Annotated in this window: 11 protein-coding genes and 2 pseudogenes; 8 read left to right on the top strand and 5 right to left on the bottom strand. The window is 66.0% G+C overall.

Going from position 1 to position 13,427, the window contains the following annotated elements:
* The first annotated feature begins 127 nt into the window (after positions 1-127).
* Positions 128-499: a DUF2591 domain-containing protein gene (locus tag H3V53_RS35805; RefSeq protein ID WP_336601862.1), complete on the top strand. Its 372-nt coding sequence runs from the start codon at positions 128-130 to the stop codon at positions 497-499.
* A 26-nt stretch (positions 500-525) separates the two neighbouring features.
* Here H3V53_RS35805 and H3V53_RS35800 read toward each other — a convergent pair whose 3' ends face one another.
* Complete coding sequence (locus tag H3V53_RS35800; RefSeq protein ID WP_054926937.1) at positions 526-798, bottom strand: hypothetical protein; 273 nt, start codon at positions 796-798, stop codon at positions 526-528.
* A 248-nt stretch (positions 799-1,046) separates the two neighbouring features.
* Between H3V53_RS35800 and H3V53_RS35795 the strand changes: the two genes are divergently transcribed.
* Positions 1,047-2,681 carry an acyl-CoA synthetase gene (locus tag H3V53_RS35795; RefSeq protein ID WP_336601861.1) on the top strand — a complete coding sequence of 545 codons (1,635 nt, stop codon included), beginning with the start codon at positions 1,047-1,049 and terminating at the stop codon, positions 2,679-2,681.
* A 103-nt stretch (positions 2,682-2,784) separates the two neighbouring features.
* Here the strand turns inward: H3V53_RS35795 and H3V53_RS35790 are convergent, their stop codons facing one another.
* A complete protein-coding gene (locus H3V53_RS35790) occupies positions 2,785-3,324 on the bottom strand; it encodes an Lrp/AsnC ligand binding domain-containing protein (RefSeq protein WP_054926939.1) in 540 nt (179 codons plus the stop codon).
* Between the two features lie 159 nt (positions 3,325-3,483).
* Here H3V53_RS35790 and mdeB point away from each other — a divergent pair, with 159 nt between their 5' ends.
* Positions 3,484-6,219 (top strand): alpha-ketoglutarate dehydrogenase, encoded by a 2,736-nt coding sequence (gene mdeB / locus H3V53_RS35785; RefSeq protein ID WP_336601860.1) that lies wholly within the window; start codon positions 3,484-3,486, stop codon positions 6,217-6,219.
* Positions 6,220-6,270: 51 nt separating this feature from the next.
* On the opposite strand, the gene H3V53_RS35780 is transcribed toward mdeB, so the two are convergent.
* Together H3V53_RS35780 and H3V53_RS35775 are read right to left on the bottom strand one after the other, a co-directional pair.
* Positions 6,271-6,660 (bottom strand): SgcJ/EcaC family oxidoreductase, encoded by a 390-nt coding sequence (locus H3V53_RS35780; RefSeq protein ID WP_336601859.1) that lies wholly within the window; start codon positions 6,658-6,660, stop codon positions 6,271-6,273.
* A gap of 79 nt (positions 6,661-6,739) precedes the next feature.
* Positions 6,740-7,645: an EamA family transporter gene (locus tag H3V53_RS35775; RefSeq protein ID WP_336601858.1), complete on the bottom strand. Its 906-nt coding sequence runs from the start codon at positions 7,643-7,645 to the stop codon at positions 6,740-6,742.
* Positions 7,646-7,765: 120 nt separating this feature from the next.
* Between H3V53_RS35775 and H3V53_RS35770 the strand changes: the two are divergent.
* The 3 genes and pseudogenes from H3V53_RS35770 (at position 7,766) to H3V53_RS35760 (ending at position 9,950) form a co-directional block, all read left to right on the top strand.
* Positions 7,766-8,661, top strand: a pseudogene (locus tag H3V53_RS35770) (LysR substrate-binding domain-containing protein).
* Positions 8,662-8,843: 182 nt separating this feature from the next.
* Positions 8,844-9,548 carry a TetR/AcrR family transcriptional regulator gene (locus H3V53_RS35765; protein ID WP_336601857.1) on the top strand — a complete coding sequence of 235 codons (705 nt, stop codon included), beginning with the start codon at positions 8,844-8,846 and terminating at the stop codon, positions 9,546-9,548.
* A 198-nt stretch (positions 9,549-9,746) separates the two neighbouring features.
* Positions 9,747-9,950, top strand: coding sequence for a hypothetical protein (locus tag H3V53_RS35760; protein WP_336601856.1), 204 nt, complete (start codon positions 9,747-9,749; stop codon positions 9,948-9,950).
* Between the two features lie 87 nt (positions 9,951-10,037).
* Here H3V53_RS35760 and H3V53_RS35755 read toward each other — a convergent pair whose 3' ends face one another.
* Positions 10,038-10,199, bottom strand: a complete 162-nt coding sequence (locus H3V53_RS35755) for a DUF1328 family protein (protein WP_082427428.1) — start codon at positions 10,197-10,199, stop codon at positions 10,038-10,040.
* An 819-nt stretch (positions 10,200-11,018) separates the two neighbouring features.
* On the opposite strand from H3V53_RS35755, the pseudogene wecB reads away from it, so the two are divergent.
* Positions 11,019-12,217: pseudogene (gene wecB / locus H3V53_RS35750) on the top strand (non-hydrolyzing UDP-N-acetylglucosamine 2-epimerase).
* A 168-nt stretch (positions 12,218-12,385) separates the two neighbouring features.
* The gene (locus H3V53_RS35745) at positions 12,386-13,282 is read left to right on the top strand and encodes a hypothetical protein (RefSeq protein WP_336601855.1); all 897 of its coding nucleotides are present in this window, start codon (positions 12,386-12,388) and stop codon (positions 13,280-13,282) included.
* Positions 13,283-13,427: the final 145 nt, after the last annotated feature.

Here is a 13,427-nt window from a genome sequence, read left to right as displayed (position 1 = left end):
GGTGCCTCGCGCGAATCAGTTGACGGTAGACGCCGCGAGCGAAGCGTGCAGCGTCACAAAGCACAACACGAACTTGATGCACAATCGAAGCTGGCTTCGCCACACACGATCTCCACGAGGAGCAGAGATGAGAGTTTCAGATCTGGAAGGCGCGTTACTCGATTACTGGGTTGCACGGGCAGACAATCTGCCGAAGCCGCGCGTCGACGACGGCTTTTGCTGGATCGAAGAGCCTGCCTGCGACGGTGATCCCGCGGGCGCGCTCGAAGCCGCCTTCGCGCCATCGACGGACTGGGCCCAGTGCGGCCCGATCATCGAACGCGCGCGAATCCATCTCGTGCCCGCCGCAGCCGGCGAGCATGCTGCATGGACGGGCTCCGTTCCCGCCGGCGCAAGCACCATCGAACAGGCGGGCGCCACGCCGCTGATTGCCGCGATGCGCGCCTTCGTCGCCAGCCATTTCGGCGACACCGTCGCGGAGCACGCGAACACGCACTGAGCGCCGCGACGCGATTCACTGCCGCGTCAAAAACACTCGAACACGACTTCGACCGTCTGATTGCCTGCACTGCGCACACCGTTCGTGTGAATTTCGACGGTGTGCATCTGCTTGTCCTGGTCGCGGCAATAGGCCCTCGCATGCTTGACCCCGGCATTGCGCACGCTATTCCACGATGCCAGGTTCCAGCGCGCGTGACTCGTGACCGAGAGGTAGCCGTTCTGCTTCCTGTCCACGCCGGATACCGCGGTGCACGCGGCAAGTACGCCGATGCCGGCAAGCAGAATGCACTTCTTCATAGTCCTCCCTCGGTTGGCGCATTGTCGCGGGCGAGGCCCGGTCAGGCAATCGGAAAAAAACTCTAGCGGTAATCACGCTGTCATCGACGATACTCGATGACAAACCGCGACATTACATTGCCCTTTCGCAATTGTCAGCGTAGCCAGCGCGAGCGTGCCATCAGCCTGCTTATGATGTTCACGCGATGTCGACGCGGACGGAGCCGGCCGATGCTCGCCCGCCCATGATCAAGCCTCAGGAGACAACGATGCTTCCCGCCGCCGTTACCTATGACGACCTCGCTGCCGCGTTCGAATGGCGCATCCCGCCGCAATACAACATCGGTGTCGACGTCTGCGACAAGTGGGCGGATGGCAGCGGGCGCCTCGCGTTGATCTGCGAGACGCACGAAGGGCACGCAACGCGCTATACCTTCGACGAACTGAAGTCGTTGTCGGACCGTTTTGCGAATGCGCTGCGCGACAGCGGCGTGAAGAAGGGCGACCGCGTCGGCATCTTCCTCGCGCAATCGGTGGAAACGGCGCTCGCGCATGTCGCCGTCTACAAGTGCGGCGCCATCGCGGTGCCGCTCTTCGCGCTGTTCGGTCCGGATGCGCTGCAATATCGCCTGTCCGACAGCGGAGCCGTCGCGCTGGTCACGGACCTGGGCGGCGCGCAGAAGATCGCTTCCGTGCGCGCGAGCCTCACCGATTTGCGCACGATCTTCTGTGTCGATGTGGACGACGCCGATCCCGCGCTGCAGGTGCAATCGTTCTGGCGGGCGCTCAACGGCAGCGCCGCGGCGTTCAAATCCGAAGCGACGTCCGCCGATGATCCCGCCGTCATCATTTACACGTCCGGCACGACGGGCAAGCCAAAGGGCGCGCTGCTCGCGCATCGCGTGCTGCTGGGTCATCTGCCGGGCGTGGAGATGCCGCAGGCGTTCTTCCCGACGAACGCAACGCTGATGTGGACTCCCGCGGACTGGGCATGGATCGGCGGTCTGTTCGACGTGCTGCTGCCCGCATGGCATCACGGCGTGACGGTGCTGGCGCGGCGCTTCGAGAAGTTCGACGGCGTCGCCGCATTCGACCTGATGCAGCGTCACGGCGTCACCCACGCGTTCTTGCCGCCGACCGCGCTGAAGATGATGCGCGCCGTCGACCGCCCCGAGCGCTGGCAGCTCTCGCTGCGCGCCGTCGCGAGCGGCGGCGAGTCGCTCGGCGCGGAGTTGATCGCGTGGGGGCAGCGCGCGCTGGGCGTGACGATCAACGAGTTCTACGGACAGACGGAATGCAACGTGGTGGTCGGGTCGTGCGCGACGCTGTTCGAGCCGCGTCCCGGTTCGATGGGCAAAGCCGTGCCTGGTCATCGCGTGGCGATCGTCGATGCCGCCGGACAGGCCGTGCCGCGCGGCGAACCCGGGAACATCGCGATTCAGGCGCCCGACCCGGTGATGTTCCTCGGCTACTGGCGCAACGAAGCCGCGACGCGCGACAAGTTTCGCGGCGACTGGCTGCTGACGGGCGACATGGGCGTGATGGACGCCGAAGGCTACATCCGTTTCGTCGGCCGCGACGACGACGTCATCACGAGCGCGGGCTACCGGATCGGCCCCGCGCCGATCGAAGACTGCTTGCTGCGGCACCCCGCCGTGCGGATGGCCGCCGTGGTCGGCGCACCCGATGCGCAGCGCACCGAAATCGTCACGGCGTTCGTCGTGCTGAACCCAGGCCACGAGGCGAACGACGCGCTCGCGCAAACGCTGCAGCAGCACGTCAAGACCCATCTCGCCGCGCATGAGTATCCGCGCACGATCCATTTCCTCGAAGCGCTGCCGATGACGGCGACGGGCAAGGTCATCCGGCGCGAGTTGCGCGAACGCGTCTCGCCGCAGGGCTGAGCGGGCGAGGGCGCGATTCGCTCGCAGCCGCTTATGACCGCTGATGCACGTTTATGCTCGCGCATGTCCATCGGTGCGTCGGTCGATCGACGCCGCGCGCGGCTCACGCCCATTCGCGCGGCGCGTCGTCGTCGGCGGACAGCGTGAGCCCCGCGACGGGCAGCGGCAACGCCGTCTTGTAGCGCACCTGCTTGAGCGCGAAGCTCGAGCGGATGTTCGACACGCCGGGAATCTTCGTGAGCCACTGCACGATGAAGCGTTCGAGGCCCTGCATGTCGGGCACCACGACGCGCAGCAGATAGTCGGCGTCGCCCGTCATCAGATAGCACTCCATCACCTCGGGGCGTTCGCCGACTTCCTGCTCGAATCGGCGCAGCGCGTCTTCGACCTGCTTCTCGAGGCTCACCTGGATGAACACGTTGATGCGCAGCCCGAGCGCCTCGGCGTCGAGCAGCGTGACCTGCTGACGGAACAGCCCGAGCTTTTCGAGCGCGCGCACGCGGTTGAAGCAGGGCGTCGGCGACAGATTGACGGCGCGCGCCAGCTCCGCGTTCGTGATGCGCGCGTTCTGCTGGAGCTGCTGGAGAATCGCGATGTCGATGCGGTCGAGACGCCGCGAGGCAGCCCGGGTATCGGAAGTCATAGTGTAAACATTCCATGAAAGGCGTCGTATCCGGAATAAATACACTATCCGACAGCGCCGCGGCAAGCAAAAGAGACGCACATTTTGCGGTTGCATGGGTAAGCTGACTGGACGTTTTCGAGTCGGTTTTCACCTACGCCTTTCAGCCGGAGTCGCGCCATGACGGATTTATCGAGCGGTGCTCAACCCCTTTTCGACCTCACGCAGGCCCGCATCGACAGTGATCCGCAGGAGACGGCCGAATGGCTCGCCGCGCTGGATGGCGTCGTCCAGCACGTCGGCATCGAGCGCGCGCAATACCTGTTCGACAGGCTGGCGGCGCACGCGCTGGGCAACGGCGTCGCGACGGCGCGGGCCAACGTCACGCCGTACACGAACACCATTCCCGTCGATCAGCAGCCGCCTTATCCCGGCGACCTCGACATCGAAGAGAAACTCGCCGCGGCGCTGCGCTGGAACGCGCTCGCGATGGTCGTGCGCGCGAACCGCGCCTATGGCGAGCTGGGCGGCCATATCGCGAGCTACGCGTCGGCGGCCGATCTGTTCGAGGTCGGCTTCAACCATTTTTTCCGCGCCGACACGGCTGGCGAAAGCGGCGAAGCGCGCGGCGGCGATCTCGTCTACTTTCAGCCGCATTCGTCGCCCGGTGTGTATGCGCGCGCGTTTCTCGAAGGCTTTCTCGACGAAACGCATCTCGAACACTACCGGCGCGAGATTGCGGGGCCGGGCTTGTGCTCGTATCCGCATCCGTGGCTGATGCCCGATTTCTGGCAGTTTCCGACGGGCTCGATGGGCATCGGGCCTATCAACGCGATCTACCAGGCGCGCTTCATGCGCTATCTGCAGAACCGCCATCTGCTGAAGACGGAAGGCCGCAAGGTGTGGGGCTTCTTCGGCGATGGCGAGATGGACGAGCCCGAATCGATCGGCGCGTTGTCGCTGGCGGCGCGCGAAGGGCTCGACAATCTCGTGTTCGTGATCAACTGCAACCTGCAGCGGCTGGACGGTCCCGTGCGCAGCAACGGCCGCATCATCGACGAACTCGAAGCGCAGTTCACGGGCGCGGGCTGGAACGTGATCAAGGTGGTGTGGGGCTCGGACTGGGATGCCCTCTTCGCACGCGACCGCACGGGCGCTTTGTTGAGGGCGTTCGCCCATACCGTCGACGGCCAGTTCCAGACCTTCTCCGCCAACGACGGCGCCTACAACCGCGAGCGTTTCTTCGGGCAGAACCCGGAGCTGGCCGCGCTCGCCGCGCACCTGAGCAACGACGACATCGACCGCTTGCGGCGCGGCGGCCACGACGTGCGCAAGCTGCACGCCGCGTATGACCGCGCATTGAAGCACAGCGGCCAGCCCACTGTGATCCTGGCGAAGACGATGAAGGGCTTCGGCATGGGTTCGATCGGCCAGGGGCGCATGACGACGCATCAGCAGAAGAAGCTCGACGTCGAGCAGCTGAAGGCGTTTCGCGACCGCTTCCGTTTGCCGTTGTCGGATGACGATGTCGAGCAGTTGAAGTTCTACAAGCCAGCGGCAAACAGCCCGGAAATGCAGTACCTGCATGCGCGCCGGGCAGCACTCGGAGGCTATCTGCCCAGAAGGCGGAAAGCGGCATCGCGGGCACCGACCGTGCCCGCGTTGCCTTCCTGGGGGCAATTCGCGCTGGAGTCGAACGGCAAGGAAATGTCGACGACGATGGCCGTCGTGCGCATGCTCGGCAACCTGCTGAAGGACGCGTCGCTCGGTCCGCGCGTCGTGCCCGTCGTCGCGGACGAAGCGCGCACGTTCGGCATGGCGAACCTGTTCCGCCAGGTCGGCATCTATTCGCCGCTCGGCCAGCTGTACGAGCCCGAAGACATGGGCTCGATGCTCTACTACCGCGAGGACACCAAAGGGCAGATTCTCGAGGAGGGCATTTCGGAGGCGGGCGCGGTGTCGTCGTGGATCGCGGCGGCCACGTCGTACAGCGTGCACGATCTGCCCATGCTGCCGTTCTACATCTACTACTCGATGTTCGGCTTCCAGCGCATCGGCGATCTGATCTGGGCCGCCGCCGATCAACGCGCGCGAGGCTTCCTGATCGGCGCAACGGCGGGCAAGACGACGCTCGGCGGCGAGGGTTTGCAGCATCAGGACGGGACGAGCCATCTGGCGGCATCGACGGTGCCGAACTGCCGCGCGTACGACCCGGCGTTCGCTTACGAAGTCGCGATGATTGTCGACGAAGGCATGCAGGAGATGATCGGACGCCAGCGCGACGTGTTCTATTACCTGACCGTCACGAACGAGAACTACGCGCAGCCGTCACTGCCCGACGCGCCGGTGGACCGCGTGCGCGAAGGCGTGCTCAAGGGCATGTACGCCCTCGATGCCGCCGCGCCCGATTTGGCGCAGGTCCAGTTGCTCGGCTCGGGCGCGATACTCGGCGAAGTGCAGGCGGCGGCGCGCATGCTGAAGGACGACTGGCAGATCGACGCCGCCGTGTGGAGCGTGACGAGCTTCACCGAACTGCATCGCGACGGCGTCGCATCGGAGCGTGCGGAGCGTCTGTTCGAAGACGAAGACGCCAAAGGCGCCGCGCCTTACGTGAGCGCCGCACTCGCCGGTTCGAAAGGCCCGGTGATCGCGGCGACGGATTACGTGCGCGCCGTGCCCGAGCTGATCCGCGCGTACGTGCCGCGCCGCTACGTGACGCTCGGCACCGACGGCTTTGGGCGCAGCGACACGCGCGCCGCGTTGCGGGCGTTCTTCGAAGTGGATCGTGTGTCGATTGCGATTGCGGCGCTCAAAGCGCTCGCCGACGAAGGCGCGCTTGCGCGCGCTGTCGTCAGGGAAGCGATCGAACGCTACGGCAGGCTCGATACGTCGCGCGACGCGCCGTGGCAGCGATGATCGCCTGTGCGATGCGCTGGGTCCTACGCTGACCCGGCGTGTCGCATCCGCTCACGTCTGCGCGACGAGCAGATTGGCGTCGCGCGCGAGCAGCCAGCGGCCGTCGAGTTCCTTGCGCAGGATGGTGAGCGTGTTGCCCGCGTGGCGCATCGGCGGCGCTGAGCCGTCTTTGGGCGTGATGGTGATGACGAGGTGCGAGCGCAGGAACGCCCAGTCGCCCAGCACCTGAAGTTCGAGAATGTCGCTCTTGCCGTCGATGTCCACGTTCTTCTGCGCCTCGGAAGCCGCCATGAACGCGGCTTTGCCGAATGGTTTCTGGCCCGGCACCATGAAGACGGCGTCGTCGGTCATCAGGCTCAGCACGGTCGCGGTGTCGCCGGCCTTGCTTGCGGCGAGCCACGTGTCGATCAGTTGGCGAATCGCGCGTTCGTCGTCGGTCATGTTGGGTTCCTCGTTAATCGAAACTGGAACCACCGATTGTAGACGCCGCTTCTTTGTTTCCGTCGTCGTTTCCTTGGCGTCACCTCGCCGCGACGATCACGCCGACGCTCGCGCTCACGACGAACAGCGTGCCCGCCAGCTGCAGCGCCGTCATCGGCTGATGCAGCACGACAAAGCCCGCGAGCGCGCCAATGGCGGGCTCGAGGCTCATCAGGATGCCGAATGACGAAGCGGGCATGTGACGCAGCGCGATCATCTCCAGCGCGTAGGGCAGGAGCGGCACCAGCAGCGCGAGCCCCGCGGTCGCGGCAAGCTGCAGCGGCGCGATGTGCAAGCCGTGGTCGAGGAGTCCGAAGGGCGTCGCGGCCAACGCCGCCGCGATCAGCGACACCGACAGCCCTTCGAGCCCTTTGAACAGCGCGCCCGTCTTCTTCATCAGCACGATGTAGCTGCCCCAGCCGCACGCCGCGCCCGCCGCGAGCAACATGCCAACCGGCTCGCCGATCCAGCCCGCGCGATCGTGCGCGAGCAGCAGCACGCCCGCCACCGCGAGCAGCGGCCACAGCAGCGAACACGGACGCCGCACGCCGAGCGTCGCGACGCTGAGGGGACCGAGAAAGTCGATCGCGACGGCAAGGCCGAGCGGAATGCGCTCGATCGCCGAGAAGAAGCACAGCGTCATGCCCGCCATTGCGATGCCGAGCACGCCCGCCGCGAGCCAGTGCGCGCGCGAATAGCTGCGCAGCCTCGGACGCACGACGAGCGCAAGAATGGCCGCGGCCCATGCCAGCCGGAGCCATGTCGTGCTGAACGCGCCGAAAGCGTCCATTGTCGGCGCGGACAAGGCGGCGCCGAACTGCACGGATGACATCGACGCGAGACCCAGCAGCGCGGCAAAACCGACGTGCCGCGACGTCGTCGCGGTCTCACCGGGCGGGGGCTTGGCGACGAAGTCGGCGGGATTGGCGAGCGAGGAATCTTTCATGTCGGCATGCGCGCAGCGTGTGGGCGAACGTCTGAAATAGGAGAAGAGCGTTCATCATATCGGCGAATCCGGCGTTAAGATATGCTGATAATGCTTATGCCGATATCACGAACGTTGATAATGCGCGACTTCGACAGCAGTCTTCTACGAGCCTTCGTGACGGTCGCCGAAACGGGCGCCGTCAGCGCGGCAGCGGTTCGGCTTGCGCGCACGCAGGCGGCCGTCAGCATGCAGCTGCGCCGTCTCGAAGAGGACATCGGCCAGCGCCTGCTCGACCGTTCGCCGCGCGGCGTGCGTCTGACGGAAGCGGGGCATCGGCTGCTGCCTTACGCCCACGCGATTCTCGGCGCGGGCGAGGACGCGCGCCGCGCGCTCGAAGTCGGCGCCGTCGCAGGCACCGTGCGCCTCGGAATGCTCGAAGACGTGGCCGTCGGCCGCCTGCCGCGCGCGCTGCGGCGCTTTTCGGCCGCGCATCCGCAAGTCGCGCTGGAGATCGTCGTCGATGCGAGCGCCGCGCTGTCGCAGCGCCTCGCCGACGGCGCGCTCGATGTGCTCGTCGGTGATCCGGCGATGGTCGACGCGACGCCGCTCGTTACGTGGACGCAGCCGCTGTTCTGGGTCGGCGCGCGCGGCTATCTGGCCGATGCCGCCGCGCCGCTGCCGCTCGTCGCGTTCGGCGGCGCATGCCTGTGGCAGCAGCAGGTGATGACGATCCTGCGGCGGGCGGGCATCGCCTGGCGCGTGGTCTGCACGAGCACCAGCCTGCCCGCCGTGCAGTCGGCGGTGGAAGCGGGGCTCGGCGTATCGGTGCTGCTCGACGGCAATATCCGTTACGACACGATGCGCGTACTCGGCGCCGCCGACGGCCTGCCCGAGCCGCCCGCCGCCGATCTCGGCCTGTTCGTGCGTCGGGCGCGCTCGCACAGAGGGCGGCTGTCGACGCGCTGCAAACCTTCCTGTGCGAAGCGCTCGATCTGGGCTCGGTCGAACGGCCGTCGCGCGCGCTGCGCCGCTGACGCGCGCCAGGCGTGCCGTTTGGCGAATGCGCGTGATAACCTCGCTTGAACTGGACGCCGTGCAATCCATCATCGATCGCATGTCGGCCGGCAAGATTCATGCGTCATGCATGAGTCGACGTTCGATTCGGCGAGACGTTGCAAGCGCAACAACCAACAACCTAAAACGCTACGGAGAATCTTTGCCCACGACTCCTACGTCGCGTCGGCGGCCCAAGCAGGCGCGCGCCGAATTCGCGCTCGACAGCATTCTTGAAGCCGCCGCCCGCACGCTCGAAGCGCATGGCAAGGCGGGGCTGACGACACAGCGCGTCGCCGATACGGCTGGCTTTAGCATCGGTGCGATCTATCAGTATTTTCCGAACAAGGACGGGCTGGTCGAGGCGCTCGCGCGGCGCGAGCTGGAACGCCTGACGGCGCTAATGAAGGAAGCGCTTGCGCAGCCGGCGCCGTTCGGCACGGGGCTCAACGCGCGCCGCATGATTCGCGCGGTCGCGGCGTTCATCGGCGACCGCCCGCGGCTGTATGGCATCTTGCGGGCGGAGTGGGCCGACGCGCCGCCCGACACGCCGATCGGAATCGGCATGCTGCGCTACTTCGAGATGATTTCGTCGGCGCTCAATCGCGAGAATCCCGAACTCGGCAAGCGCATCGCCTGCGACGAAGCACGCTTCGTACTGTTTCGGGCGATCTCCGGCGTCGTGCTGGCCACCGCGATGGAGCGGCCGCAATATCTCGGCACTGACGCGTTCGAAGACGAAATGGTGCGCCTGATACTCGGCTTTTTGAACTACGAGCTCGGCCCCGACACGCCGCGCCTGCCGCGCAGGATGACAGTTTTACAAGCGCACGAAAGTTGTGAGGATTCCTCGCATAAGCAACAGTGAGCTTGCGAGAGCTTTTCCCAGGATGTCATATTGTGCGTCCGAGGGCTGCGACCGCCTGCCAAACTTGCTTGCCATGCAATTCCGGCGGACAGGATCGATTGACGCAGGCGGCGACGGCCTCTTTCACCACATATCAATTCGATGCCGCCGCGACGACCCCGTAGTCGAGCCGCGTGGACGGTGCGATCGGGGAAAGACATGAACCATCATCAGATTGAGCTGGATCTCGACCATCTCGAGCAAGTGCTGGCGCGTATTTCCGGCACGGATCACATTCCGCTGTCGTACTGGCGCAAGCGGGTCGACGATGTCACCGCCGCCGTGAGCATTCCGGCGCAAAAAAACCGCGCATTGCGGCTGAACGAAGCGCTGAGCGCGCTGGAGTCCCGCGCGGCGGACTGATCTTTCCACGGTGCGAACGGGCGCATGACGCAGCCGGTCATGCGCCTCATCGTCATCCGGAGTGCGGGCGCGGTACAAGGGCGCGCGTTACCGTCGGATGACGCCCATCAGCAGCGTGACCAGGAAGATCACGATGAAGATGAAGAAGAGCACCTTGGCGATTTCGGCCGCGCCGGCGGCGACCCCTCCAAAGCCGAACACGGCGGCGATGATCGCGATGACGAAAAAGATGGCAGCGTAGCGAAGCATAGAACCCTCCAAGGCTGGATTGCTGGACAGATCGGGGCGGCAGCCGGTCGGTGCCGGACGGTAGTGCGCGGCGGTGCGGCGCGTCGGTGCGGTGTTTCTCCGCCGTCAGGGCACAGCATCGCGCGTGCCCGCTTCGTACAGCACCTGTTGTCTTCAGGCAACAGTTCGTTAATCCCAAATGAAGGGATTATGCGCCGACGATTATCGCGGGCTAAAACGTGCCGTATCGCGAAAATCGACCTGGCGCATCAAGCCGCCGCTAATTCAATGGTAGTGCGTCAATCGAAAGAAAATCATCGAAAACGTTTGCCGCCGATATTTTCTTCGACACACTAATCATATCCCCGCGCATGTTCCGTTTCATTCCAATGGATTTTGCGGTTTGATTTTTCATTCGCGTACGACGTTGGAAACGTTTGCGCGGTCGCGAGCGCATACGCGCGCATCTGGACGGCGGGTTCCGCCGCTGCGCAGATGCCATCCAACGCAAAGTTGGACCCCAATTCATTCGCAAAATTTCGTCAGATGCGCGCTAAAATGCGCGTCGTTTTCCGACGATGTCGCGATAAAGGTGAGTTCAGCCTGCATCTATCGGGCCGCGGCTGTTATCGAAAGCCGGCCGCTTTCATTGCGCTTTCGGCGCGTTCGACGCAGTGCTTTGTTTGATTTTGTCCTACCAATCGGATTGTGAAATACGGGGTTGTGAAATACCGGGCGGCGAATAGGGATGCAAAGCGGCTGCAAAGCACGGCGGTGCGGATGATTAATCCGCCCGGCGTCGCCCGCGGCGTCAGTATTTAAAAAGAAGAAGACCAGAATATGCCAATCAGGATTTTGTCGATTTTCGGCACGCGGCCGGAAGCCATCAAAATGGCGCCGCTCGTCAAACAGCTGGAACGCGATGCCGATATCGAATCAGTCGTCTGCGTGACGGGGCAGCATCAGCAGATGCTCGACCAGGTGCTCGACCTGTTCGGCATCGAGCCGCACCACAATCTCGCCCTGATGACGGGCAACCAGACGCTCAACGAACTGGCCGCACGCATCATCGCGGCGCTCGACGACGTGCTGGCCGCCGTTCGGCCCGACCGCGTGCTGGTCCACGGCGACACGACGACGGCCTCGGCGTCGGCGCTGGCCGCGTTCCATCGGCGTATTCCCGTCGGGCATGTAGAAGCGGGTCTGCGCACGGGCGATCTGCTCCAGCCGTGGCCGGAAGAGATGAACCGCCGCGTCGTCGATGTGATGAGCGATCTGATGTTCGCGCCCACGGCGAGCTCGAAGGCAAATCTCGCGCGAGAGTCGCTGCACGGCCGCGTCATCGTGACGGGCAATACCGTGATCGACGCGCTGAACCTGACCACGGCGCGCATCGACAGCGACGCCGCGCTGCGTGCCCGGCTCGACGCCCACCTGCCGCTACTTGACGACGCACTGCCTGTGCTGCTCGTGACCGGTCATCGCCGGGAAAGCTTCGGCGAGGGCTTCGCGAACGTCTGCGCGGCGCTCGGCGATCTGGCCGCCACGGGCGCCGTGCAGATCGTCTATCCCGTTCACCTGAATCCGAACGTGCGCGGGCCGGTGCAGGCGTCATTGAGCGGTGCGCGCAACGTCCACCTGATCGAGCCGCTCGACTATCTCGGCTTCGTGCGCCTGATGCAGCGCGCGTCGATCATCCTGACCGACTCGGGCGGGGTGCAGGAAGAAGCGCCCGCGCTCGGCAAGCCCGTGCTCGTGATGCGCGACGTGACCGAGCGGCCGGAAGCCGTCGCAGCGGGGACGGTGCGGCTCGTGGGCACGCAGCGCGAGGCGATCGTGCAGGCCGTGTCGGCCTTGCTCGACGATGTCGACGCGCACGCGCGTTTGCGCGCCGCCTCAATCCATACGGCGATGGCCATGCGTCGGCGCGGATCGTCGCGGCGCTCACGGGCCGTCCGTTCGACGAATTCACGAGCATCGACGCCGCATCCGGCAGCGGCGGTGCGCCCGCCGCCGGATGCGCGCCCGCGGACTGCTAGCGCGAACGCGCATGCCTCAGCGGGATTCAGCGCGCGCCATCCGCGCCGATATCACGCTCAGATGCATCGCGTGAGCCGCTAACCGCCCGCTGTCCCAGATTAACCTTGCCGCACGGCCCGCTTCGGTGGCTGCGCGGCGATCGAGAGACCATACACGTGATTTCCGCCATGCCCACGCGCCGTCTCGCGCGTTTTCGTCCGAATGCATTGGCCGCGCTGCTGTTCATCGCGACGGCCGCCCAGGCCCAGCAGCCCGCCGATGTCGCCGGCAGTTTCGCGCAACTCGGCAGCGGCCGGCTCGCGACGCGCACCGTCGCGCTGACGGAGCTCGGGCTGCGCGAACCCATCGTGCTGCGCGCGCCGGACGGCCGCCAGGAGCTATATCTGCCCGTGCCAGCCGGCGTCGCGCTGAGCGATGCTTCGCTGCAGATCGACGGCGGCTATTTGCGCGGCAACGGCGGGCGCACGACGATGCTGGTGTCGCTCGACGGCGCCCCCGTGTTTTCGCGCAGCCCGACGCAGGATCAGGGCGACGGCTCGGCGACGCTCGGCGTGGACGGTGCGCCGCGCGCCAACGGTTCCGTGCGGGTCGGGCTCGACTGGTCGTCGGTGATCAGCGACAGCGCGTGCAGCGATCAGACGGCCATCGGCAATGTGTGGCGCATCGCGCCCACCACGCGCTTCACCTATCGCTTCGATCCCGATTCGATCGCCGATCTGCGCAGCGCATGGAGCGCGCTGCCGCACAAGCCCGTCGTGACGCTCGGGGCGCGCACGCTCGGCGCGGGCGCGTTCGATGCCGGCTGGCGTCTCGAAGCGCTGCTGCAGCGCGATGGCCGCACGCCCGTCACGCGCGCGTGGCCGGTCGCGGGCGACACCGTCGATCTGACGGGCGTCGATGTTCCCGCGCCGCTGCGCGCGATTCCCGCGTTCGCCGCGCTCGCGGCGGGCGGCACGCACACGCTTGCGAATCCCGCCGAGGCGGGCGCGCTGGTCGCGCTGACGCCGCGCACGGCGTTCGCGCCCGATCTGATCATCGCGACGACACGCTGCGTGCCACGCTGAAAACCGAACTCGACGCGCTGCGCGAGCAGGTCGCGAGCGCCGCGCCCAATGCCGGCGACGCCTTCGACGCATGGCGCGCGCGCGCCATCGAGCCCGTCGCGAAGCCGCTCGCAGCGGGCGAAGTGCGCCTCGCGCACTTCGGCGG

The sequence above is a fragment of the Paraburkholderia bengalensis genome (genome assembly GCF_037126505.1).
Taxonomy (GTDB): Bacteria; Pseudomonadota; Gammaproteobacteria; order Burkholderiales; family Burkholderiaceae; genus Paraburkholderia; species Paraburkholderia bengalensis.
Note: the sequence above shows the minus strand (reverse complement) of the source record. Positions and strands in the feature narration are given on the sequence as shown.

Coding starts and splice junctions, on each gene's coding strand:
- H3V53_RS35805 (WP_336601862.1), top strand. CDS start 128: ATGAGAGTTTCAGATCTGGAAGGCGCGTTACTCGATTACTGGGTTGCA.
- H3V53_RS35800 (WP_054926937.1), bottom strand. CDS start 798: ATGAAGAAGTGCATTCTGCTTGCCGGCATCGGCGTACTTGCCGCGTGC.
- H3V53_RS35795 (WP_336601861.1), top strand. CDS start 1,047: ATGCTTCCCGCCGCCGTTACCTATGACGACCTCGCTGCCGCGTTCGAA.
- H3V53_RS35790 (WP_054926939.1), bottom strand. CDS start 3,324: ATGACTTCCGATACCCGGGCTGCCTCGCGGCGTCTCGACCGCATCGAC.
- mdeB (WP_336601860.1), top strand. CDS start 3,484: ATGACGGATTTATCGAGCGGTGCTCAACCCCTTTTCGACCTCACGCAG.
- H3V53_RS35780 (WP_336601859.1), bottom strand. CDS start 6,660: ATGACCGACGACGAACGCGCGATTCGCCAACTGATCGACACGTGGCTC.
- H3V53_RS35775 (WP_336601858.1), bottom strand. CDS start 7,645: ATGAAAGATTCCTCGCTCGCCAATCCCGCCGACTTCGTCGCCAAGCCC.
- H3V53_RS35760 (WP_336601856.1), top strand. CDS start 9,747: ATGAACCATCATCAGATTGAGCTGGATCTCGACCATCTCGAGCAAGTG.
- H3V53_RS35755 (WP_082427428.1), bottom strand. CDS start 10,199: ATGCTTCGCTACGCTGCCATCTTTTTCGTCATCGCGATCATCGCCGCC.
- H3V53_RS35745 (WP_336601855.1), top strand. CDS start 12,386: ATGCCCACGCGCCGTCTCGCGCGTTTTCGTCCGAATGCATTGGCCGCG.